This window comes from Clostridium saccharoperbutylacetonicum N1-4(HMT) (assembly GCF_000340885.1).
Taxonomy (GTDB): domain Bacteria; phylum Bacillota; class Clostridia; order Clostridiales; family Clostridiaceae; genus Clostridium; species Clostridium saccharoperbutylacetonicum.
The window spans coordinates 2,874,148-2,897,707 of the sequence record NC_020291.1; the positions used below are offsets into that span (position 1 = coordinate 2,874,148).

At 30.0% G+C, this 23,560-nt stretch carries 22 protein-coding genes; 20 read left to right on the forward strand and 2 right to left on the reverse strand.

All coding sequences use genetic code 11. The features are described 5' to 3' along the window. Positions 1-176 precede the first annotated feature (176 nt). The 19 genes from pheT to CSPA_RS12885 all read left to right on the forward strand — a co-directional run bounded on the left by pheT (position 177) and on the right by CSPA_RS12885 (position 20,624). Positions 177-2,555 carry a phenylalanine--tRNA ligase subunit beta gene (gene pheT, locus CSPA_RS12795; protein ID WP_015392704.1) on the forward strand — a complete coding sequence of 793 codons (2,379 nt, stop codon included), beginning with the start codon at positions 177-179 and terminating at the stop codon, positions 2,553-2,555. A 222-nt stretch (positions 2,556-2,777) separates the two neighbouring features. After that, positions 2,778-3,206, forward strand: a complete 429-nt coding sequence (mraZ, locus tag CSPA_RS12800) for a division/cell wall cluster transcriptional repressor MraZ (RefSeq protein WP_015392705.1) — start codon at positions 2,778-2,780, stop codon at positions 3,204-3,206. A gap of 12 nt (positions 3,207-3,218) precedes the next feature. Next, positions 3,219-4,151 (forward strand): 16S rRNA (cytosine(1402)-N(4))-methyltransferase RsmH, encoded by a 933-nt coding sequence (gene rsmH / locus CSPA_RS12805; RefSeq protein WP_015392706.1) that lies wholly within the window; start codon positions 3,219-3,221, stop codon positions 4,149-4,151. 28 nt (positions 4,152-4,179) lie between these two features. Next, the gene (locus tag CSPA_RS12810) at positions 4,180-4,689 is read left to right on the forward strand and encodes an FtsB/FtsL family cell division protein (protein ID WP_242832617.1); all 510 of its coding nucleotides are present in this window, start codon (positions 4,180-4,182) and stop codon (positions 4,687-4,689) included. Between the two features lie 87 nt (positions 4,690-4,776). Further along, on the forward strand, positions 4,777-7,041 hold the full coding sequence (locus CSPA_RS12815) for a stage V sporulation protein D (protein WP_015392708.1): 2,265 nt from the start codon (positions 4,777-4,779) through the stop codon (positions 7,039-7,041). Positions 7,042-7,246: 205 nt separating this feature from the next. Then, a complete protein-coding gene (locus CSPA_RS12820; protein WP_015392709.1) occupies positions 7,247-9,511 on the forward strand; it encodes a stage V sporulation protein D in 2,265 nt (754 codons plus the stop codon). Between the two features lie 151 nt (positions 9,512-9,662). Then, positions 9,663-11,126, forward strand: coding sequence for a UDP-N-acetylmuramoyl-L-alanyl-D-glutamate--2,6-diaminopimelate ligase (locus CSPA_RS12825; protein WP_015392710.1), 1,464 nt, complete (start codon positions 9,663-9,665; stop codon positions 11,124-11,126). A 149-nt stretch (positions 11,127-11,275) separates the two neighbouring features. After that, entirely contained in the window at positions 11,276-12,640 is a 1,365-nt protein-coding gene (locus tag CSPA_RS12830; RefSeq protein WP_017810647.1) for a UDP-N-acetylmuramoyl-tripeptide--D-alanyl-D-alanine ligase, read from the forward strand. Positions 12,641-12,674: 34 nt separating this feature from the next. Continuing rightward, on the forward strand, positions 12,675-13,655 hold the full coding sequence (gene mraY / locus CSPA_RS12835) for a phospho-N-acetylmuramoyl-pentapeptide-transferase (protein WP_026106396.1): 981 nt from the start codon (positions 12,675-12,677) through the stop codon (positions 13,653-13,655). A 25-nt stretch (positions 13,656-13,680) separates the two neighbouring features. Further along, on the forward strand, positions 13,681-14,817 hold the full coding sequence (gene spoVE, locus CSPA_RS12840) for a stage V sporulation protein E (RefSeq protein ID WP_015392713.1): 1,137 nt from the start codon (positions 13,681-13,683) through the stop codon (positions 14,815-14,817). A gap of 228 nt (positions 14,818-15,045) precedes the next feature. Further along, on the forward strand, positions 15,046-15,840 hold the full coding sequence (locus tag CSPA_RS12845; RefSeq protein WP_015392714.1) for a cell division protein FtsQ/DivIB: 795 nt from the start codon (positions 15,046-15,048) through the stop codon (positions 15,838-15,840). 8 nt (positions 15,841-15,848) lie between these two features. Further along, entirely contained in the window at positions 15,849-16,577 is a 729-nt protein-coding gene (locus tag CSPA_RS12850) for a DUF881 domain-containing protein (protein WP_015392715.1), read from the forward strand. Between the two features lie 12 nt (positions 16,578-16,589). Then, positions 16,590-16,982, forward strand: a complete 393-nt coding sequence (locus CSPA_RS12855; RefSeq protein ID WP_015392716.1) for a small basic family protein — start codon at positions 16,590-16,592, stop codon at positions 16,980-16,982. A gap of 12 nt (positions 16,983-16,994) precedes the next feature. After that, positions 16,995-17,729 carry a DUF881 domain-containing protein gene (locus CSPA_RS12860; protein ID WP_015392717.1) on the forward strand — a complete coding sequence of 245 codons (735 nt, stop codon included), beginning with the start codon at positions 16,995-16,997 and terminating at the stop codon, positions 17,727-17,729. 86 nt (positions 17,730-17,815) lie between these two features. Next, positions 17,816-18,496, forward strand: a complete 681-nt coding sequence (locus tag CSPA_RS12865) for a YggS family pyridoxal phosphate-dependent enzyme (RefSeq protein WP_015392718.1) — start codon at positions 17,816-17,818, stop codon at positions 18,494-18,496. After that, on the forward strand, positions 18,489-18,941 hold the full coding sequence (locus tag CSPA_RS12870) for a cell division protein SepF (protein WP_015392719.1): 453 nt from the start codon (positions 18,489-18,491) through the stop codon (positions 18,939-18,941). The genes CSPA_RS12865 and CSPA_RS12870 overlap by 8 nt, the downstream gene beginning before the upstream one ends. A gap of 8 nt (positions 18,942-18,949) precedes the next feature. Beyond that, positions 18,950-19,201: a YggT family protein gene (locus CSPA_RS12875; RefSeq protein WP_015392720.1), complete on the forward strand. Its 252-nt coding sequence runs from the start codon at positions 18,950-18,952 to the stop codon at positions 19,199-19,201. Positions 19,202-19,209: 8 nt separating this feature from the next. Then, on the forward strand, positions 19,210-19,974 hold the full coding sequence (locus tag CSPA_RS12880; RefSeq protein WP_015392721.1) for a YlmH family RNA-binding protein: 765 nt from the start codon (positions 19,210-19,212) through the stop codon (positions 19,972-19,974). Positions 19,975-19,988: 14 nt separating this feature from the next. Beyond that, positions 19,989-20,624: a DivIVA domain-containing protein gene (locus tag CSPA_RS12885; RefSeq protein ID WP_015392722.1), complete on the forward strand. Its 636-nt coding sequence runs from the start codon at positions 19,989-19,991 to the stop codon at positions 20,622-20,624. A 148-nt stretch (positions 20,625-20,772) separates the two neighbouring features. Here the strand turns inward: CSPA_RS12885 and CSPA_RS12890 are convergent, their stop codons facing one another. Next, a complete protein-coding gene (locus CSPA_RS12890) occupies positions 20,773-21,528 on the reverse strand; it encodes a flagellar motor protein MotB (protein WP_015392723.1) in 756 nt (251 codons plus the stop codon). Positions 21,529-21,541: 13 nt separating this feature from the next. After that, positions 21,542-22,315, reverse strand: a complete 774-nt coding sequence (locus CSPA_RS12895) for a motility protein A (RefSeq protein ID WP_015392724.1) — start codon at positions 22,313-22,315, stop codon at positions 21,542-21,544. 325 nt (positions 22,316-22,640) lie between these two features. Here CSPA_RS12895 and CSPA_RS12900 point away from each other — a divergent pair, with 325 nt between their 5' ends. Next, complete coding sequence (locus CSPA_RS12900; protein WP_015392725.1) at positions 22,641-23,552, forward strand: RluA family pseudouridine synthase; 912 nt, start codon at positions 22,641-22,643, stop codon at positions 23,550-23,552. Positions 23,553-23,560 lie beyond the last annotated feature (8 nt).

The following is a 23,560-nucleotide window of genomic DNA, read 5'->3' on the forward strand; positions in this document are numbered from 1 at the left end:
TGAAAAAATAATTGGTCAAAATTTAAAGATCTTCAAAGGAAATAAACATTAATTAAACATTGAAAATTCATAATAAAGTACTGACCATTGATAATTGAACATTGTAATACTGGGTGTGGATATTTTGAGAAAAATTCAATAATCCATATACCCAATAATCAAGAGGAGGAGACAAAATGAAAGTACCATATAATTGGCTTAAAGATTATGTTGATATAAATGTTAGTCCTAAGGAATTAGGAGATAAATTAACTTTAACTGGATCACAACTAGAGGAACTTATTGTTCAAGGGGATGTAATTCAAAATGTAGTTACTGGAAAAATCACTAAAATTGAAAAACATCCTGATGCAGATAAATTAAGTATATGTCAAGTTGATATAGTCAGTGAAGAAATTCAAATAGTTACAGCAGCTACAAATATGAAGGAGCAAGATGTTGTGCCAGTTGCTCTTCACGGATCAACCCTTGCTGATGGAACCAAGATAAAGAAAGGTAAACTTAGAGGAGTAGCGTCTAATGGTATGTTTTGTTCAGAAGAAGAATTAGGAACAGCAGGAGATAAACCAGTACATGGTTTAATGATTTTACCTACAGATACTAAGCTTGGAGTGGATATTAAAGAAATTTTAGGCCTAAATAAAGCTATCTTAGATTTTGAAATTACTTCAAATAGACCTGATTGCTTAAGCATGGTTGGAATGGCAAGGGAAACGGCTGCAGCTCTTAGAACAACTTATAAAATGCCAAGTTTAGAATATGAAGTTAAGAATTCAAAAAATATAAATGAAGAATTGAATGTTGAAGTTAAAGATTCTCTTTGCAACAGATATATGGCAAGAGCAATTAAAAATGTTAAAGTAGAGCCTTCCCCAGGCTGGATGCAGGAAAGGCTTCTTGAAGCAGGTGTAAGACCAATAAACAACATAGTTGATATAACAAACTTTGTTATGCTTGAGATTGGTGAACCAATGCATGCTTTTGATAGAAGAGAGATTACTACTAATAAAATAGTTATAGAAAGAGCAAAAGCAGGTGAAAAATTCACTACTTTAGATGAAGTAGAAAGACAGCTAGATGATTCTATGCTTTGTATTAAAGATGGTGATAATACTATAGGTCTTGCTGGAATAATGGGTGGATTAAACTCAGAAATAAAAGAAGATACAATTGAAGTTGTTTTTGAATGTGCAAACTTTGATGGAACTAACATAAGAGTAAATTCGAAGAAATTAAATTTAAGAACAGAAGCTTCAGGAAGATTTGAAAAGGATATTGATCCAAACTTAGCAGAAGTTGCATTAAACAGAGCCTGCAGTTTAATTTGTGAATTAAATGCTGGTGAAGTTATGGAAGGAACAATTGATGTTTACAATAACAAAAAAGAAGTGTCAACAGTAACAGTTGATTCAAATTGGGTAAACAGCTTCCTTGGAACAGAACTTTCTAAAGAAGAAATGAAGAGATATTTGGACAGCGTTGATTTATTTACAGAAATTAATGGTGATAATTTAGTCGTAAAAGCACCAACCTTTAGAGTTGATATTGCAATTAGAGAAGATATAGCTGAAGAAATAGCAAGAATCTATGGATATGAAAAAATTCCTACAACAATTTTCAAGGTTTCTACAGAAAGAGAACCTAGATATAGAAAGGGCTTGCTAGATAACAGAGTAGTAATGCTTGCTACAGGAAGTGGATTAAATCAATCTATCAGTTACTCATTTGTATCTCCAAAGGTGTTTGATAAAATCAATTTACCAGAAGATAGCGTGCTTAGAAATGTAGTCAAAATAAAGAATCCATTAGGAGAGGATTATAGTGTAATGAGAACCTCAACACTTCCTTCAATGATGGAATCCCTAGGAAGAAATTACTCAAGAAATAATCCTTATGTTAGATTATTTGAAATGGGTAAAGTATATATTCCAAATGAAGAGGAAACTAAACTCCCTACTGAAAAAAATATATTAACTATAGGTATGTATGGAGAATGTGATTATTTAGATCTTAAGGGTGTTGTAGAAAATATAACTGATGGCCTTGGAATTAAAAATGTTAAATATGAAAGAGAAAGTGAAAATGTAAGTTACCATCCAGGAAAGACAGCAAAGATTGTTATTGGAAGAACAAATGCTGGAACTATTGGAGAAGTACATTTAGATGTATCAGAAAATTATGGTATTGATGTGCCATGTTATGTAGCTGAATTAGATTTAGATGTTTTATATGAAAGTGCAGACATGGATAAAAAATACAAAGCACTTCCAAAGTTCCCTGCAGTAACAAGAGATATTGCATTACTTGTTGATGACAGTCTTTTGGTTCAAGAAATTGATGATACAATAAAAAGAGCTGGTGGAAACTTAGTTGAAAAAGTAGAATTGTTTGATATATATAAAGGAAAGCAAATTCCAGAAGGCAAGAAGAGTATTGCTTATGCAATTTGGTATAGAGATGAAAATAAAACTTTAACCGATAAAGATGTTAATAAGGTACATGAGAAAATATTGAAATCTTTAGAATATAAACTTGGAGCTACATTAAGAGATTAATAATTTTTAGCTTAAATCAGGTGAATATTTGTTTTTTAACAAATATTCACCTGATTTTTTTGAGCATTTTTAAGAAAAATTTCTAAAAATAAAAAAAATATAAGCTTAAAAGAAGGAAAAATCACATTTATATAGAATAAATATACATAAAGTGGTTGAAAGTGGAGCGAAGTGGGTTAAAATAGAGTATAGAATTAATTTTTTAAGTGGGAGCTGAGAATGATGTTTATAGGAGAGTATCAACATGCGTTAGATCCTAAAAATAGAATAATTGTTCCGGCCAAGCTTAGAGAGGGCCTTGGAAATAGATTTGTTATTACCAAAGGTCTTGATGGATGTTTGTATGCATATCCACTTCAAGAATGGGAAATATTAGAAAACAAGCTAAAAACTTTGCCTTTAACAAACAAGGATGCAAGGTCTTTTGTAAGGTTCTTCTTTTCTGGGGCTTGTGAGGTTGAGTTAGATAAGCAAGGAAGAGGGCTAATTCCACAAAATTTAAAGGAATATGCAGGAATAGAAAAGGACATAGTAAGTATTGGGGTATTATCTAGGGTAGAAATATGGAGTAAAGAAAAGTGGAGCGATTATAATGAGTCAAATATTGATTTTGACTCAATAGCAGAAAAAATGAATGATTTAGGAATATAAGGAGTTTTTAGTATGGAATTTAAACATGTTTCGGTATTATTAAATGAATGTATTGATGCACTGAACATAAAAGCTGATGGGATTTATGTTGACGGTACATTAGGTGGAGCAGGACATTCTTCTCATATAGTAAAGCATCTATCAAAGGATGGAATGCTTATTGGAATAGATCAAGATAAAGATGCTTTAGCTGCAGCTAAAGAAAGATTAAAAGATTATAGCAATGTAAAATTTGTTCACGATAATTTTTCTAATATAGATAGTATTTTAAATGAACTAGATTTAGAAGGAGTAGATGGAATTCTTATGGACCTTGGGGTCTCATCATATCAACTGGATGAAGCTTCTAGAGGCTTTAGTTATATGCAGGATGCTCCTTTAGACATGAGGATGAATAGAGATAATGATTTTTCAGCATATGATATTGTAAATAAATATAGTGAAGAAGAGTTGTCTAAGATTATTAAAGATTATGGAGAAGAAAGGTTTGCTAAAAGAATAGCAAATTTTATAGTGAACAGAAGAGCTGAAAAGCCTATAGAAACAACTTTAGAATTAGTAGACATAATTAAAGCTGCAATTCCAGCAAAGATGAGAAGAGATGGACCACATCCAGCGAAAAGAACTTTTCAAGCTATTAGGATTGAGGTTAATTCTGAACTTAAGATATTAAATAAAACAATTGAAGATGGGGTTAACAAATTAAATAAAGGTGGAAGAATGGCAATTATTACATTTCATTCATTAGAAGATAGAATTGTAAAATTAAAATTTAGAGAATTAGAGAATCCTTGTAATTGCCCTAAAGAATTTCCAGTTTGTATTTGTGGAAAAGTGCCAACGGTTAAGACGATTTCAAAAAAAGGAATTGCTCCAACTGATAAAGAAATTGAAGAAAATCCAAGAAGTAGAAGTGCTAAGCTTAGAGTTATTGAAAAATTATAATTAATATTATGTTATAAATGATAGGGATGTGAATAAATTGGCGAGAAGAGAATATGATTATATTAAGGGGAATACAGTATTAGCACCAGAAAGAAAAAGAAGAGTACGTAAGCCGGACGAAAAATATAAACAGATTAAAAGAAGAGTAAAGAAAGAGGCATTATTAAGAAATCAAAGAAAAAACGATAGAAAATACTTAGTGACAGTAGCAGTAGTAATATTTGCTTTAGGGGTTGCTACAATTTCAGGAGATAATAAAGTTTATTCAATGCAAAAAAGAGTTAGTGATATGAATAGTCAAATTAAGCAGGCTCAAGAAAAAAATGATGCATTGAATGTAGGTATACTAAAATTTTCTTCGTTAAATAACATTGAAAAAAAAGCTGAAGGTAATTTGGGTATGTATGTACCTAAAAAAGAAGAAATAGTTAAAGTTGATTTCTCAGATAATTATTTTGCGGGTATTGAATCAAATGGTGTCAGTCAAAATACTAAAGAGAATAGCATATTTTCAAAACTAATAAATCTTATAAAATAGTGTGAAATTATAGCATAAATAATTAATCAAAAATTATTAGGGATAGATATAACTTAATAAAAGTAAGGTCCATGGGGGAAATGGGTATTGAGAAGGGAAAATTATAAAGATAGGTCAAAAATGCGACAGAGGATGAGCTTAGTTGCTTTTGCTTTGACTTTTGTGTTTTCCATACTGATTCTTAGACTTTCATATATAATGATAGTTAAAAGGTCAGATTATGCAGCAAGAGCAGAAGAACAATGGACAAGTGAAGTTAAGATTGACGCAAGAAGAGGAAGAATATTAGATAGAAATGGTAAAGAACTCGCAGTTTCTGCTAATGTTTATAGAGTGGATTTTGATTTGACATCTATCAGAAATTATTTAAAAAGATCCTTAAAAGAAATACCAGCCAAGGAACTTGAACATATGAAAAGTGTGGGGATTCCTGTGCCAACAGGAAATGAAGGGTTAAAGAACGATGATATTGCACCTGCGATAGCAAAAGCATTAGATGTAGAGGTTTCAGTAATAAAAGATAAACTTGAAACTAAACTTAAAAATGGAGAACCTGCTGGAGCAGCAATAGTAAAAAGAAGAGTAGAAAAAGATATAGCTGATAAAGTGAAGGAACTAAATATTAGCGGTGTAATTGTTTCTCCTGATACAAAGAGATACTATCCAAATGGAAATTTTTTAGCACACGTATTGGGAAGTACTAATACAGATAATAAAGGATTAACTGGTATAGAACTTCAATATAATTCATATTTAGCAGGAATTCCTGGTATGAAAGTAGCAGAACTTACTAAGAATAATATGGATTATCCATATACAATATCTCAGTTTACTTCACCTGTAAATGGTAAAGATATAACTCTTACAATTGATGAAAATATCCAAAAATTCGCTGAAAAAGCAGCACAGCAAGCATTTGAAGATACTGAAGCTAAAGCTGTATCTATATTAGTTATGGATCCTAAGACAGGAGAAGTATTAGCAATGGTTAATAAGCCTGATTTTGATCCTAACAATCCATATCAAGGTGCAGACAAATTTGATGGAGCAAATAGTGGAGAAAAATTACAAAAAATGTGGAGAAATCGATTGGTTAATGATACATTTGAACCTGGATCAATATTTAAAGTAATTACAGCCATTACTGGTTTAGAGGAAAATGTGGTTAATAAAGATACAGATTTTCAATGTAATGGATCATTATCAGTAGGAGGAATTAATCCAAAGTGTTGGAAAGCTGGCGGGCATGGAGCACAAAAGTTTCCAGATATAATTCAAAATTCATGTAATGTAGGTTTTATGAAATTAGGTGCAATGATTGGTAAAGACAAGTTATGTGAATACATTAATAAATTTGGATTTGGACAAGCAAGTGGCATTGATTTACCAGGTGAAGCTAAGGGAATCGTGAAGGCAGTTAATAAGGTCTCAGAGGCAGATCTTGCAACAATTGCTTTTGGACAAACAAACACTGTTAATTCAGTTCAATATATGACTGCTTTTAATGCTGTTGCAAATGGGGGGACATTAATTCAGCCTCATGTAATGAAGGAAATAACACATAATGACGACAATAATGCAAGTATAGTAGATGATTCCTTTAAACCTAAAACCACAACTGTAGCAAGTAAAGAAAAGACTGCAGAGCTTAGATCTTACCTTGAACGAGTTGTTACAGGTGGATCTGGCACAGGAACTTTTATAGAAGGATATCATATTGGTGGTAAAACAGGAACAGCACAAAAAGTAGTAAATGGTGTATATGGAGATGGTAAATATATATCTTCATTTGTTGGGATGGCTCCTGTAGATGATCCTAAAGTTACAATCATGGTAACTATTGATGAACCAACTAAAAATGGGGCATATTATGCAGCTCAAGTAGCAGTGCCACCAGCAAAAACATTATTTTTAGATATTTTTAATTATCTAAATAGTAAATTTTCAGATGAAAATTTAGGACAGATCACTAGGGATGTAACAATACCTGAAGTTAGAAATATGAAAGTTGCTGATGCAAAAAAAGTATTAAAAGATGCTAAGCTAGACTTTAATATTGAAGGGGATGGAGAAAACATTACAGGTATAACACCATATCCAGGCTATTCTGTAAAAGAAGGGTCAAAAATAAATCTTTACACAAATAGTGAAGGGACTTATAATAATAATGTTGTAATGCCAGATGTTAGAGGATATTCAAAGGAAGATGCTTCTGCTTTATTAAAAAATATTGGAATCGTGGCTACTTTTGAAGGTGATGGAGCAGTTTCGGAACAAGATATTTCCCAAGGGGAAGTTATAAGCAAAGGAAGCACTGTTAAATTAATCTTAAGTTCCGATTATAAAGATTAGACAGGAACTAATAAGAAAATTTTAAGCTTACTAAAGCTGAATATTTGTTTTGATGAAATAATTGAAGTTTGAATTGACGAAATATTAATAACTAGCATGTGGGAATATTCACATGCTATATTTTTTAGGGATAATATTAATGTTGAAAAATCTAAGGGTAGATTAGTAAAAAAATTAAAAATGAGATACGTGAGGGAAGAGAAAATTGAAAAATAATAATTATAAACGTAGAGATAAGCTAATGATGCGCAAAAGGATTACTGTTGCAGCTTTAATGTTAACATTTATTTTTGTAGTATTGATAATTAGACTTTCTTATATAATGATAGTAAAGAGGGCTGATTATGCAACAATGGCTGAAGAACAGTGGACTAGTGAGATGAAAATAGATGCAAAAAGGGGACAAATTCTTGATAGAAATGGTAAAGAGCTTGCAGTATCAATTAATGTTTATAGGGTCGATTTTGATTTGAAATCAATAAGGGATTATTTAAAAGAAGGGCCTGATAATTTATCGCTCAAGGAAAAGGAACAAAGAAATAGTGTGGGAATCCCAATTCCAGCAGGAAAAGAAGGTATAAAAACAAGTGATATTGCACCAGTAATTGCAAAGGCGTTAGATATGGATGCTTCAAAAATAAAAGAAATTTTAGAGACTAAGCTTCCAAGTGGCGAGGATGCAACCTTTGCGACAGTTGCTAGAAGAATAGAAAAAGATACAGCAGATAAAGTTAAGGCTCTTAATATAAATGGTATTTTAGTTACTACAGATACTAAGAGATATTATCCAAATAATAATTTTTTAGCAAATGTATTGGGAACTACCAATACTGATGGCAAAGGATTATCAGGAGTGGAACTCCAATATAATTCATATTTATCTGGAATTCCTGGAATGAGGATTGCAGAAGTGGATAAAAACAGTACTGATTTGCCATATGACATTTCACAGTTTACAGCACCTGTAAATGGTAAAGATGTAAAGCTAACTATAGATGAAAATATTCAAAGCTTTGCTGAAAAGGCAGCAGAACAGGCTTATATAAATAACAAGGCTAAGGCTGTATCTGTATTAGTTATGGATCCTAAAACGGGAGAAATTTTAGCTATGGTTGATAAACCGGATTTTGATCCCAATAAGCCATTTGAAGGAGCAGAAAAATTTGATGGCAAAGATAATAGTGAAAAAGTACAAAAGATGTGGCGAAATAGATTGGTAAATGATACTTTTGAGCCTGGTTCAATATTTAAAGTATTTACTACTATATCTGGTTTAGAAAATAATGTAGTTAATAAAGATACGAAATTTGCAGATAATGGATCAATATCAGTAGGTGGAATTACAGTAAAGGACGCTGAAGAGGGCCTTGGAACTCAAAATTTACTTCAAATTTTACAAAATTCATCTAATGTAGGGTATGTAATGTTAGGTAAAATGCTAGGAAAAGAAAAATTGTTTGAAACTATTGATAAATTTGGATTTGGTAAAGTTAGTGGAGTTGATTTACCTGGCGAAGCTCCTGGTATTGTTAAACCAGTTAATAAGATGTCTGAGGCAGATCTTGCAACAATATCGTTTGGACAAACTAATACAGTAAACTCAGTTCAATATATGGCTGCATTTAATGCCATTGCGAATGGAGGAACCTTAATTCAACCCCATATAATGAAGGAAGTTACTCATGGGGATGAAAATAATGTTAGTATTGTAGATGAAACCTTTAAACCTAAGACTTCAACAGTTGCAAGTTCGGAAAAGACAGCAGAACTTAGAAGTTATCTTGAAGCAGTTGTAACTGGAGGATCAGGGGCAGGAACCTTTATTGAAGGGTATCATGTAGGTGGAAAGACTGGAACAGCTGAAAAAGTAGTTGACGGTAAATATGGAGAAGGTAAATACATATCTTCCTTTGTTGGAATGGCTCCAGCAAATGATCCTAAAGTCACTATAATGATAACTGTGGATGAACCAAGTAATGGTGAATATTATGCAGCCCAAGTTGCAGTTCCTTATGCAAAACCATTATTTTTAGATATCTTTAATTACTTAAACACAAAATTTACTGATGAAAAAGGTGAGAAAATCACTAAAGATGTTGTAATACCCGAAGTAAGAAATATGAAATTGGAAGATGCTAAAAAAGTGCTAAAAGATGCAAAATTAAACTTCAATCTTGATGGTAATGGCGATAAAATAGTAAGTATGAGTCCATATCCTGGAAATACTGTTAAGGAAGATACTAAAATAAATCTTTACACTAGTGGTGATGCGACTTATAATAATAATGTTGTAATGCCAAATGTTAGGGGATATTCAAAGGATGATGCTGCTGCTTTATTGAAGGGACTTGGAATAACACCAAATTTTGAAGGCAATGGATCAGTATTATCTCAAGATATTTCAGAAGGTGAAAATATAACTAAAGGCATAACAGTTAAGTTGGTTTTAAATGCAGATTATAAGGATTAAATCGAAATTAGATAAGTGATAAAGCATTAGCATGTGAGAATGCTCGCATGCTATATTTTTAATATTGGTTTTGGAAAAAAATTCTACATTTTTGCCATGAGTAAAATTATGACAGTAATAATAAGATAAATTTAGTTGGGAGAGATTCAATATGAATTTTAAAAGTATTTTAGTGGGAATAGATTATGAACTGATTCAAGGTGAAATTGATGTAGAGATCAATAAAATAAACTATGATAGTAGAAAAATTAATCAGCTTGATGTTTTTGTGTGCGTTAAGGGATACGCAACCGATGGGCATAATTATATTAATAAAGCTTTAGAAAATGGAGCAAAGGTGATTGTAGTCCAAGATAAAGTGGACATAGAAAACAAAGAAGTCACAATTATTAAATGTGAAGATACAAGAAAAGCTTTAGCATTATTAGGAGCAAATTATTATGATAATCCTAGCAGTAAAATGAAAATCATTGGAATAACAGGAACTAATGGTAAAACTACTACTGCTTTTATGATAAAGAATATTTTAGAGGCAAACAATAAAAAAGTTGGTTTAATTGGAACTATTGCAAATTATATAGGAAGTGAAAAAATCCATACTGAAAGAACAACTCCTGAATCACTAGAATTACAAGAACTATTTTCAGACATGGTAAATAGAGGTGTAGAATATTGCGTTATGGAAGTTTCTTCACATTCTTTGGAATTAGATAGAGTATATGGAGTTAAATTTGAAGTTGGGATATTTACCAATTTAACTAGAGATCATTTGGATTTTCATAAGACCTTTGAAAATTATTATAAGGCAAAATTTAAATTGTTTGAAAGAGCTGGAATAAAAATTGTTAATATTGACGATAATTACGGAAGACAAGTAATTGAAGATTTAGAAAATTTAAAAGGAAAAGAAGTCTATACCTTTTCGGTAAATAGTAATTCTGATTTTAAAGTTTTTGATGAAGAAATGGGAAGTAGAGAAATTAAGTTTAAGCTTAAACTTAAGAAAGAAGAACAATTTATTTTAAATATACCTGGTGAATATAACATTTATAATGCTTTAGGAGCTATTATAGCATGCTATAAGTTAGATATACCAGAGGTTGCAATAAAAAATGGAATTGAAAGTGTTGTTGTTTTAGGAAGATGTGAAAGAGTAGCAAAGGAATATAATCTTCCATATGAAATAATTATAGATTATGCACATACTCCTGATGGCCTTGAAAATATATTAAAAACGGCTAAGGCTTTTACTAAAGGAAAATTAATATCTGTTTTTGGATGTGGTGGAGATAGAGATAAGGTTAAAAGACCTCAAATGGGAAAAATATCTACTGATATAGCAGATATTTCAATTATAACTTCAGATAATCCAAGAAGTGAGGAACCAGCAGAGATAATTAAGGATATTAAAGCAGGGGTTAATAAAGAAAATTATATAATAATTGGAAATCGAAAAGAAGCAATAAAAAAAGCCATTACAATAGCTGATAAAGATGATGTTATTGTAATTGCAGGTAAGGGGCATGAAACTTATCAAATATTAAAAGATGAAACAATACATTTTGATGAAAGAGAAGTTGTAAAGGAAATACTTGATTCAGTTAACAAGTCATAATTAATAGTAAAAGCTAAGTTTACTTAGAATATAGAATAATTTTTTATATAAACAAACTAAAAAGTGATAACTATAAAAAACTGTAAACTGCAAACACTTTCTCAACTGTAAATTGTAAACTGTTAATTGACTAAAAGGGGTGGATGAACTTGGATTTAAATTTAGCAGAAATAATAAAAGCTGTAGAGGGAAAAGTTTTATACAATAATAATGAAGGAAACTTTAATGTTATTTCTACAGACACAAGAAAAATTGAAAAAGATAATTTATTTATAGCATTAAAAGGCGAAAACTTTAATGGAAATGATTATGTAATTAAGGCTATTGAAAAAGGAGCATCTATAATTATAATAGATGAAGTTAAATTTCGAGAAGAAGAATTAAATAATCAAGGTACGATAATTAAAGTTAAGGATACAAAAACTGCTTTAGGAGATTTAGCAAGATTCTATAGAAAAAAACTTGGAATAAAAGTTGTTGGAATAACGGGTTCAACAGGTAAAACTTCCACTAAAGATTTAGTAGCTGCATTTTTGAGTGGAAAATATAAGGTGTTTAAAACACAAGGGAATTTTAATAATGAAATTGGTTTACCTCTCATGATTTTTCAGCTTTCAAAAGATTATGATATAGCTGTACTTGAAATGGGAACTAGTAATTTTGGTGAAATAAACCGTTTAGCAAGTATTGCACTTCCTGATGTTGCAGCAATTACAAATATTGGAGTATCACATATAGAATATTTGAAGACTAGGGAAAATATACTTAAAGAGAAGATGTGTATAACAGACTTTTTTGCTGAGCAAAATTCATTAATAGTAAATTGTGAAAATGATATGTTACAGACTTTAAATAAATGCGATAAATTTAATTTACAAAAAGTTGGATATGATGAAAAGTACGATATGTATGCTAAAAACATTGAATTAACTGATAAAAGTACTTCTTTTGATGTAGTGACTATGGAAAAGGAAAGTCATAGATTCAATTTAAATATGATTGGAGAACATAATGTACTTAATGCACTTATAGGGATACAAATTGCAAGAGATTTTGGATTAACATTTGAGGAAATGGAAAAAGGATTAGAAAATTTTAATGCAACTTCTATGAGACTTGAGTTTATACAAAAAAATAATTTCACAATAATTAATGACTCTTATAATGCCAGCCCTGATTCAATGAAAGCAGCAATTGAGGTTCTTAAAAATTCTTCTGGAACAAGAAAGTTGGCAGTACTGGGTACAATGGGGGAATTGGGTGATTATGCCAATAAAGCTCATACTGAAATTGGAAACTATGCAAAAGAAAAAGTTGATATTTTATTAACAACAGGAGAATTTAAGGATTGTTATAAGGCTGGTTTTGGAGATGCCACAATGGTCTTTGAAACAAAACAGGAACTTATGGAAAAATTAGTTGAGTTAATAGAAGTAAATGATACTATTTTAATAAAGGCATCAAGAAGTGGAAAATTTGAGGAAATAATTAAGTATATAGAGAAAATGAAATAAAACTAAGGAGGTGACTTGCCTTAGGCAGCACAGGATGGGGGACACTATGAACTTTATAATGAATTTAAAAATTTTAGCACCATTAATAATGGGATTTATATTTTCAATGATACTTGGACCGATATTTATACCAGTACTTCACAAATTGAAGTTTGGTCAAAATATTAGAAAGGATGGACCTAAGAGCCATCAAAAAAAATCTGGAACTCCAACAATGGGTGGTCTTATATTTTTTATTTCAACGGCTGCAACTATGTTAATTATGGGACAAAATCTAACAAGCAAGGAAATGATAATATTATATTCATTTCTAGCATTTGGATTTATTGGATTTTTAGATGATATATTAAAAATAATTCACAAAGATAACCTAGGATTAAGAGCAGCACAAAAGATGATATTATTAATTTTATTTTCATTAGCTTTAGCATGGTATGGATATGTAAATGTTGGAGCTGATATATTATTCCCATTTTTAGGTCATAATATTAAATTCAATTTAGGAATATTATATATACCATTTATAGTTATTTATTATGCAGCAGTAACAAATGCAGTTAATTTGACGGATGGGATTGATGGACTTGCAACATCAGTTACAATAATTGTATTAACATATTTTGCTATTGTTGGATTTAGAACAGGAAATTATGAAGTGTCAGTTTTTGCATTAGCATTAATTGGAGCATTACTTGGATTCCTGAAATTTAATGCTTTTCCAGCAAAGATTTTTATGGGTGATACAGGTTCTCTAGCTCTAGGAGGGGTTATAGGGACTATGGCCTTAATGCTTAGAATGGAGTTGTTTGTTATAATAGTTGGAGGAATTTATTTGATTGAAACATTATCTGTTATCATTCAAGTTACTTCTTTTAAATTAACTGGTAAGAGAGTATTTAAAATGTCTCCAATACACCATCACTTTGAACAAGTTGGGTGGAGTGAAGTTAAAATAGTAACCGTATTTTCATGTATAACTACAATTTTATGTGTAATTGGTTTTATAGCGCTTTAGTTAAGTAAGTTTGGAGGATTTATGTATGAAGGTCATTAGGCCAAAAAGAAAAATTAAGATGGGTGAAATAGATTATGGTATATTTTATTCTGTGGCATTACTGTTAACAATAGGAATAGTTATGGTATATTCAGCTAGTTCTTACTATGCAATGTATATAGACCATGATAGTATGGCTTATCTGAAAAAACAGCTTATTTCAGCAGTTGTTGGAGTTATTGCAATGGCCGTTGCTATGAGTTTTGACTACCATAAAATAAAAAAATACACAGTACCAATAATGATAGGGTGTGTACCTTTGTTATTAGCTGTGTTCTTATTCGCTGATACTAAAGGAGCACAGAGATGGATTAAGATTGGTGGATTTAGTTTACAGCCTTCAGAAATTGCTAAATATGTTGTGGTAATTTTTTTAGCAATGAGCTTAGAACTCAAAGGTGAAGGTGTTAAAAAATTTACAACTGGAATAGTTCCATATTTAACAGTTTCAGGATTTTATGCTGCATTGGTATTATCTCAGAAGAATTTAAGTATTGCATCAGTTATTATGATTGTTACCTTTATTGTGTTATTTGCTGCTGGCGGAAAATTAAAACATTTATTTGGAATAGTAGCTCCAGTTTTAGTAGCAGCAGCAGCATTTTTTGCAATGTCTGCAGATTATAGAAGAGCTCGATTATTGAACTTTATAAATCCTTGGAATGATGCTGCCGGAAATGGATATCAATTAATACAATCCTTTTATGCACTTGGAGCTGGAGGTATAACGGGACTTGGTCTTGGCCAATCAAGACAAAAAACTTTATATATGCCAGAACCACATAATGATTTTATTTTCTCAATAATTGGTGAAGAACTAGGTCTTATTGGATGTATATGCATAATAACCTTATTCGTAATATTTATTTGGAGAGGAATAAATGTAGCCATGAAAGCAAGGGATACGTATGGTACACTTCTTGCAGTAGGAATAACTTCAGTTATTGCGGTTCAATCACTTATCAATATAGCAGTTGTAACTGGATCGATGCCTGTTACAGGCGTTCCTTTACCATTTATTAGTTATGGAGGTTCGGCTCTGGTGATCAATATGGCTGCAGTTGGAGTTCTTCTAAATATATCACGGCAAATTGAAGGAAAAGAAGAAATTAGAAAAGTATAAATATGTACAGAGTAAAGAATTAGATAATTAATTCTTTACCCTGTTTTTTTTGAGAATATGGAAATAGCATTTTAATTTAGATGAAATTCTTTAATTAACGTGGTATCATTATATAATAAATATAAATTTATATAGATATTTATTATCGATTAATTGAAGAGAAATTTATTAATATACAGAATAAAAATTATATTATTATATAAAGGATATATAGAAATAGGGATGAGTATGATTAATTCAAAGAAAAGAAATTTACCTAAAACAAAGAAGTTACCTAAGACAAAGAAATTTATTATAAAATCACAAAAAAGAAAGTTAATAAAAAGAATAATATTATCGACAATAATAATAACTATAGGTGTAGTAGTTTTTGCAACTAAGTCTGACTTTTTTTTAGTAAAAAAGGTAGCCATTTTAGGGAATCCTATTATGAGTGGTGAAGATGTTAAAGAAAAAACAGAAAATATTATTGGTCAGAATATATTTTTTATAAATAAAAACAATATTATAAATGAAGCGAAAAAAAATCCTTATGTTGAAAGTGTAGAAATTACTAAAACATATCCAAAACAAGTTAACATAAAGATAATGGAAAAACAAGGAGTATTTTATACAGAAAGTGATGGATATAAGTATGTTTTAGATGGTCAAACTAACTTGCTTGAAAAGACCGATAATGTTGAAAATAGAAATTTGGTTAAGCTTCAGGGCGTTGAATTGAAAAAAGTAGAACTTGGAAATAAGACCTTGGACGATGCAAGGATTCTTAAAGTATTGGATGTCTTTTATCAAATAGTTAAGAAAAATCCAACAAATTATAATGTAGATACTATTGATTTAAGTGATTTTATGAATATAAAAGTGTCTATTGGTGAAGTAGAAGGAAAATTAGGAAATGATGAAAATATACCAGATAAGATGAATAAGTTAATGCATATTATTCAAGATAAGGATATTGGAATAAAAAAGGGTTATGTAGATGTAGGTTTTAATGGAGCGCCCGTATATAAAAAAGAAAGGTAAGATAAGAAATGAAAATATCTAAATCGCAAGTGTTTATAGCAATCGTTTGTGGACTACTAGGGTTTTTATTGGCATATCAATTCAAAGTCTTGTCAAATAAGAATATTGAGTCAAATATTAATAATTATAATAAAAGTGATATAATTTCAGAAATTGAGTCTTTAAAGAAGGAAAAGGAAGAATTAACTGCAACTAATTCTAAATTATCAGATGAGCTTAAGCAAATTGAAGAGACTGCGGCTAAGAATGGAGATTTGGGTAAGGATGTAAAAAATCAACTTGATGACGCAAGAATGCAGTTAGGAATAGTTGACGTAAAAGGACCTGGAGTTGTACTAACAATAAGTCCTAAGAGTTCTATTTTTGGAGCAAATCAAAATGATGCTAGTGGAAATCTAGGAGAAGATGAGTTAGTTCATGTTGTAAATTTGCTTTGGTATTCTGGTGCAGAGGCTATATCAATAAATGATATTAGAGTAACTTCTCAAACAGGAATTAAAACAGCTGGGAATGGAATAGCTATAGGTTCATCAGGGAAGGTTTATCCAAAGGATAAGGTGGTAATAAAAGCAATTGGAGATAAAGCGAGACTTAATGTTGGAATTTCATTTCCTGGTTCTTTGGAATATGGTTCTCTTCCCAATTATAATAATGAAGTCAAAGCAAATGATGATATATTTATAGGAAAATCAACACAATCATTAAAAAATGACTTTTTAAAATCAGTTAAAGAATAGGAGAGAGTTAATTTGATAGCAATTATAGGTTTATTAATAGGAATTATACTTGGATTTGTATTAGATGTTAACATATCAGATAAACTATCCCCATATATGTCAGTGGCAATACTTGCATGTTTAGACACTGTATTTGGTGCTATAAGAGGAAATCTGTCAAAAAACTTTCAGGCAGATATCTTTATATCAGGTTTTTTTGGAAATGCATTACTGGCAGCAGGACTTGCATATCTTGGAGATAAGCTTGGGATTCCGATATATATGGCAGCGGTAATAGTATTTGGTGGAAGAATATTTGATAATTTTGCAATTATAAGAAGATTATTATTAGAGAATTTTAAAACTTGGAAAAAAAGTAAGGGTAAGAAAAATTTAATAGAAAATGAAGAAAATGATGTGAAGTAATGGGGTGATGTAATGAAAAATGATAAAGGCTTTTTCTTTGTTTTCATTGCAACCATTATAATTGGGATATTAATATCTATGAATTATCATTTGAAAGGAAATCAATCTTTTACTCAGTTAAATTCAGCAGAATTCCAAAATGCTGTTGAAGAAAGAGCAACATTGTATAGGCAAATTGGAAATTTAAAAGAAGATAATGGTGAGAAGCGAGATAAAATAAGAAATTATGCACAGAATGATACTAAAAATGATAAAATTTTAGAGGATATGAAAGCTCAAATTAAAGATTATGGAATGTTTGTTGGTGCAAATAAAACTGAGGGACCTGGAATTATATTAAAAATAAATGATGGAATAACTAATGCACGTGAAGAAAATACAGATCAAATAAATAATAAGCTTTTCCATGATAATGATATGGCTTTGGTTTTAAATGAATTGAGAGTTGCAGGTGCACAAGCAATCAGCGTAAATAAACATAGAGTTGTTCCGTGGTCAGGAGTAATTTGTAGTTGGGCATTTTTGCAGTTTGAAGATGGAACTATGGAGTATGCACCCTTTAATATATATGCAATTGGTGATCCAGAAAAGTTGAAAGCAGCATTGCTTGAAGACGGAAGTCATGTAAAACAATTGATGTTTAGAAAGCTCTATGTAGACATTCAAGTAGTTGATAAAATTGTTATGCCACCTACAACAGCTAATATAAATGTTAACCATATGAAAGAAGAACAAAGTAAAAAGTAAAATTAATTAAAATAATTGAAGGAAATTATGAATTTGTATAGAATATAAACAAGTGAGGCAAAGAAAGGATATTTTGGTGTTACATTATGGGTATTATTCAAAACATTGAAAAACTTAAAGCTAAAATTCCCGAAGAAGTATTGCTTTTAGCTGTTTCAAAGACAAAACCTTTGGAAGATTTAGAAGAAGCTTATAAAGCTGGAATAAGAGATTTTGGTGAAAATAAAGTTCAAGAACTTACTACAAAATTTGAAAGCTTTCATGATGATGTAAGATGGCATCTTATAGGGCATCTTCAAACTAATAAAGTGAAGTATTTAGTTGATAAGGTTTATTTAATACATTCCTTGGATAGTATTAATTTATTACATGAAATAGAAAAGAATTTCAAGAAAGCTAATAAAATTGCAAATACTTTAATTCAAATAAATATTGGAAGAGAAACAAGTAAAAGTGGAATTTTAGAAGAAGATTTAGAAAAATTTATTCTAGAAATTGAAAAATGTACAAATGTATCTGTTAAAGGTATAATGGTTATAATTCCGGTAGGAGATGAGGAAAGCAATAGAAGATATTTCAAAAAGACAAAGGAAATCTTTGATGGGCTTAAGAAAAATGAATATAAAAATATACAGATGAACATATTATCTATGGGAATGACTCATGATTATGTGACAGCAATCGAAGAAGGTTCTAACTTAGTTAGAATAGGTACAGGAATATTTGGAGAAAGAAATTATAATTTGGGAGGCGTAAATAATGAGTAATGTTTTGTCAAAAGTAAAATCTTTATTAGGGTTTGAGGATTATGAAGAATATGAAGATTTTGAAGAAGAAGAATTTGAAGATGCGTTAAAGGATGAAGATGAAATTGAACCAGTTATAACCAATAAAAAGAATAGTAAGGTTGTAAATATCCATACATCATCAGCTACAAAGGTCACAATAACTAAACCTGTAGATTATGAAGAAGCTACTGAAATTTGTGAAGCTCTTAAAAATAGAAGAATAGTTTTAGTTAATACTACAGTATTAGAACTTAAAATAGCACAAAGGTTATTAGATTTTATAAGTGGATCATGTTATGCTTTAGGCGGAGAACTACAACAAATTGAAAAGGGAGTATATCTTCTTTCACCTTCAAATGTTGAAGTGACAAATGAATTAAAGAATGAATTAAGTTCAAAGGCGTTGTTTAACTGGTCAAAATAGGAGGCGGCATGATATATAGTATTTATGTAGTTCTTGACATATTATTAAGATTGTTAGAATTAGCTGTAATTGTAGATTTTATATCTTCGTGGATTCCACAAATCCAAGGAAATAAAATTGTTAGAACTATTCGTGATTTTATTAGTCCTGTTTTAGAACCAATTAGAAGATTACAAGACAGATTAATTCCGGGCTTACCAATAGATTTTTCGCCTATGGTTGCATTGGGAATAATAGGAATATTTAGAGGGATGATATAATAAAATTTATGAAAAATAGAATACTAAAATATTTTACAGATGAGTATAAAGATGAAGCTTTAAATTTATATGAAAAATATACATTATCAAAAGAAAAAAATATAACTGTATTTGGTAGAAGTTTTTATACACCTAATGTATGGAAATGGTTTGAAGAAAATTTGCAGAGTAACTACTTTAAAGTTGAGAGTAATGGGCTTTTTCAAGAAGCAGAAAGAAGAATGGTTTCTTTTAATAATTCGGATGAAAGTCCATTTCCTATGAAATTGTTAAAGATTGAAAATACTTCGAAGTTTACAAGCCTTACACACAGAGATTATTTAGGTGGAATTTTATCTCTTGGAATAGAAAGAAATAAAATTGGGGACCTTTTGGTATCCGAAAATGCTTGTTATTTACCAGTACATGAAGAGGTTGAGGAATTTATAATATTTAACTTAGAAAGAATTGCTAAAGTTAAATGTAATGTGAAAATAATTGATAATTTAGATTTTATACCTAAGTTTTCTTTTAAAGAAGAGTTAGTATTAGTTTCTTCTTTAAGAGCTGATGGAATTGTTTCCAAAATTACAAATGCATCAAGAACTAAGGCTCAAGGTATGATTGAACAAGGTCAAGTACTTCTAAATTATGCTAAAATTAAAGATAAAAGTCAAGAATTAAAGAGCGAAGATAGAATCACTATAAGAGGTTTTGGAAAATTTATTTTAGGTGATTGTGTTGGTAATAGTAAAAGTGGGAAAGTAAAACTTATTATAAAAAAATATACATAATTGAGGTGAACAGCATGAAATTAACTCCTATGGACATAAATAATAAGGAATTTAAAAAAGGCTTAAGAGGCTATAATGCAGATGAAGTTGATGACTTTTTAGATCAAGTAGTAGAGAATTATGAAGAACTTTACAAGGAAAATGCAAACTTAAAAGAAAAGCTTGCAAACCTAAATGAAAAAATTGATCATTATTCAAAAATTGAAAGCACTATACAAAATACTTTATTACTTGCTCAAAACGCTGCTGAGCAGGCTAAAAATTCTGCTCAAAAGGAAGCAGAGTTATTACTTAAAAATGCAAATGAAACAGCACAAAAGGTTACTGATAAAGCTCATAATGATGTTGTACAAATCAATGATGAGTATGAAAAGGTTAAGCAGGAATTTATTAAATTTAGAGCAAAATATAGAAATTTCGTGAACACTCAATTACAAACTTTTGATGATTTAGAAAAAGAATTTATTAAAAATTATAATGTGTCAGAGCCAATTGAAGAAGAAGAAGATATTCAAGAAGAAATAATTGAAAAAGAAATTAGCACAGCTAATGAGAGTTTAGATGTTACTGATAAAGAGGAAGAAATTAAGGAAAGTACTTCCTTAAGCGATGAATTAAATGAAATTAAAAGCTTTTTCGTTCAGGAATAATTACATATTGAAATTGTCAATACTCAATGATTAATGAATATTGATTTAATTTGATAGTATTTATATTTTTAGCAATTATATTCGTAACATATATATATAAAATAAGTAAGTTAGTTAATTAGAGAAATTTACTAACTTACTTATTTTTTTATCTTGAAGTTGAAGATTCAGAACTATTAAATTTACTATTAATTATTACTATATCAACCCTTCTATTTGCAGCTTTACCTTCTTCAGTTGAATTGGACTTAACAGGCCTATATTCACCATATCCTATTGAAGAGAGCCTTTCGGGTTTTACATTCCCTTGTGAAATTAAGAATTCTACTACGTTTGCAGCTCTTATAGATGAAAGCTGCCAGTTTGAATGAAAGTAAGTCGTATTGATAGCGACGTTATCAGTATGTCCTTCTACATGAATATAGTTGTCGATTCCATTTAGAATTTTTGATATAGATATTAGCTTACCTTGAAAATCAGGCTTAATAGTTGCTTCACCGCTATTGAAAAATAGATTATCATTAAAACTAATTACAAGACCTCTTTCTTGAATTGAAGTAGTAACTCCACCTTTTAATTCAGAATTATTAACAAGTTCGTCAACTTTTCTTTTAATATCTGTTAATTTCTCACTTTCAGTAGAAGAATAACTTTCATCCACTGATTCGTCAGTGGAATCAGGTGAGTTTGTATTATCAGTAACAGCTATTACGTTTTTACCGTTTCCACTATTAAAGCCTATCTTTAAAGAATTAGCTAGTGTTTCAACTTTCTTATTATCTACATTAGAAATCGCATACATCATTAGAAAAAAGATCATCATTAAGGTAATAAAATCCAAGTAAGAAAGCATCCACCTATCTGTATTGTCTTTCTCTTTTCTCATTCTTCTTCTCTTAATCATATTTTATTACCTCTTAATATTCTTCTTCAAATTGTTTAGCTTCATCTGCAGTAAGGTAACTTGATAATTTACTTATTAAAGTATTAGGATTTACTCCTTCTTGGATAAGTAATACTGCTTCTATAATCATTTGCTTTTCGTTGCATTCTTCTTTGTTTAATTCTTTCAACTTACTAGCAATAGGAAGCCAAAAAAGATTAGCAGTAGCAAGTCCATATAATGTTGCAATAAAAGCAAGGGCAATTTTTCCACCCATTGTACTAACATTATTTAATTGGCTGAGAATAATAACTAAACTGGTGATTGTTCCAACTATTCCCATGGTAGGAGCATAGCCGCCGGCAGAAGTAAAAACTTCAATGTAATTATCATGTCTATCCAAAATTTGTTCCAGTTTAGTATTTAATATATTTTTTACTGATCCAGGATCTACACCGTCTACCACCATTTGAAGGCCTTTTTTAACAAATGGATCTAAATCAGAAGTTAGCTCTGAATCTAAACTTAAAAGACCAAATTTCCTAGTTTTTAATGATACTTCCTTAAAATAATTAATAAGAGTTTCGTTATTACTTTCTTTCTTTTTAAAAGCTATTGATAATACTGTAGGAATTTTTTTTAGTGTTTTAGATGGAAATGAAATACCCACAGCACCTATAGTTCCCCCAATAACTATTAATGCAGCTGTTGGTTGCATTAAAGCTAACGGACTACCTCCCTCAATAATAAACCCTACTATTATACAAAAAAAAGCAAAAAAAATACTTATTAATGTACCAATGTCCACAATTCAATCCCCCTTATAATGTGTAAGTTCATAAAATTATTTAATAATCCTAAATTAAATCTAAAATAAATAAGGATTATGTAATAAATTACGAGTTTTTATTAAAATATGTATTATATAGAATAATCATAGCACATTATAAAAACGTTGTAAAATGCCCTAAAATATCATTTTTAAGCAATATATCTATAAGTTTCAATTGTAAAGTGAAAGTTAATATATTATAATGTTGAGAGAATATGATAACAATCAATTACTAAATAATAGACTAAGAGGCTTGTCTATTATTTTTTGATTATGTCTAAAAAGAAAGGATTATTGATTTATGGAAAAGCATGTTTTTGTAGTCGACGAAAGTGACAAAGGGGCAAGGATTGATAAGTATTTATCAGAAATTTTTGTTGATAAATCAAGATCTTTTATTCAAGGACTCATTGAAAAAGATGGAATTGAAGTAAATGGTAAAATTCCTAAAAGCAACTATAAGTTAAAAACTTTTGATAAAATTGAAGTTACATTTAGTGAACCTGAAGTCTTGAATGTAGAGGCTGAAGATATACCTTTAAATATTTTATATGAAGATGCAGATATAGTAGTAGTAAATAAAGAACAAGGGATGGTTGTCCATCCAGCACCAGGAAATTACAATGGAACATTAGTAAATGCACTACTTTATCATTGCACAGATTTATCTAGTATTAATGGAATTATTAGACCAGGTATAGTTCACAGAATTGACAAAGATACTTCTGGAGTTTTAGTAGTAGCTAAAAATGATGAAGCGCATAATAAACTTTCAGAACAATTAAAAGATCATTCTATGAAAAGAGAATACTATGCTTTAGTTGAAGGAAGAATAAAAAACGATAAAGGTATTATTGATAAGCCACTTGCAAGAAATAAAAAAGATAGATTAAAGATGGGAATAGTTGAAGGTGGAAAAAGGGCAGTGACTCATTATGAAGTTTTGGAAAGATATAATGGATTCTCATTAATTAAATGTGTACTAGAAACAGGAAGAACTCATCAAATTAGAGTGCACATGGCATCTATTGGCTTTCCATTAGTCGGAGATCCTCTTTATGGTTTCAAAAAACAAAAATTTAAAATTAATGGGCAAATGTTACATGCTAAAACATTGGGCTTCATTCATCCAACAAAGAATGAATATGTTGAATTCACAACAGAGTTGCCAGAGTATTTTAGAACTATATTAGATAAATTAAGAAAAGAATAGAAATAATA

Bases quoted from the DNA above. Each gene is read 5' to 3' on its own strand.
- pheT (WP_015392704.1), top strand. From the start codon at position 177: ATGAAAGTACCATATAATTGGCTTAAAGATTATGTTGATATAAATGTT.
- mraZ (WP_015392705.1), top strand. From the start codon at position 2,778: ATGTTTATAGGAGAGTATCAACATGCGTTAGATCCTAAAAATAGAATA.
- rsmH (WP_015392706.1), top strand. From the start codon at position 3,219: ATGGAATTTAAACATGTTTCGGTATTATTAAATGAATGTATTGATGCA.
- CSPA_RS12825 (WP_015392710.1), top strand. From the start codon at position 9,663: ATGAATTTTAAAAGTATTTTAGTGGGAATAGATTATGAACTGATTCAA.
- mraY (WP_026106396.1), top strand. From the start codon at position 12,675: ATGGGGGACACTATGAACTTTATAATGAATTTAAAAATTTTAGCACCA.
- spoVE (WP_015392713.1), top strand. From the start codon at position 13,681: ATGAAGGTCATTAGGCCAAAAAGAAAAATTAAGATGGGTGAAATAGAT.
- CSPA_RS12845 (WP_015392714.1), top strand. From the start codon at position 15,046: ATGATTAATTCAAAGAAAAGAAATTTACCTAAAACAAAGAAGTTACCT.
- CSPA_RS12850 (WP_015392715.1), top strand. From the start codon at position 15,849: ATGAAAATATCTAAATCGCAAGTGTTTATAGCAATCGTTTGTGGACTA.
- CSPA_RS12860 (WP_015392717.1), top strand. From the start codon at position 16,995: ATGAAAAATGATAAAGGCTTTTTCTTTGTTTTCATTGCAACCATTATA.
- CSPA_RS12865 (WP_015392718.1), top strand. From the start codon at position 17,816: ATGGGTATTATTCAAAACATTGAAAAACTTAAAGCTAAAATTCCCGAA.
- CSPA_RS12870 (WP_015392719.1), top strand. From the start codon at position 18,489: ATGAGTAATGTTTTGTCAAAAGTAAAATCTTTATTAGGGTTTGAGGAT.
- CSPA_RS12875 (WP_015392720.1), top strand. From the start codon at position 18,950: ATGATATATAGTATTTATGTAGTTCTTGACATATTATTAAGATTGTTA.
- CSPA_RS12880 (WP_015392721.1), top strand. From the start codon at position 19,210: ATGAAAAATAGAATACTAAAATATTTTACAGATGAGTATAAAGATGAA.
- CSPA_RS12885 (WP_015392722.1), top strand. From the start codon at position 19,989: ATGAAATTAACTCCTATGGACATAAATAATAAGGAATTTAAAAAAGGC.
- CSPA_RS12890 (WP_015392723.1), bottom strand. From the start codon at position 21,528: ATGATTAAGAGAAGAAGAATGAGAAAAGAGAAAGACAATACAGATAGG.
- CSPA_RS12900 (WP_015392725.1), top strand. From the start codon at position 22,641: ATGGAAAAGCATGTTTTTGTAGTCGACGAAAGTGACAAAGGGGCAAGG.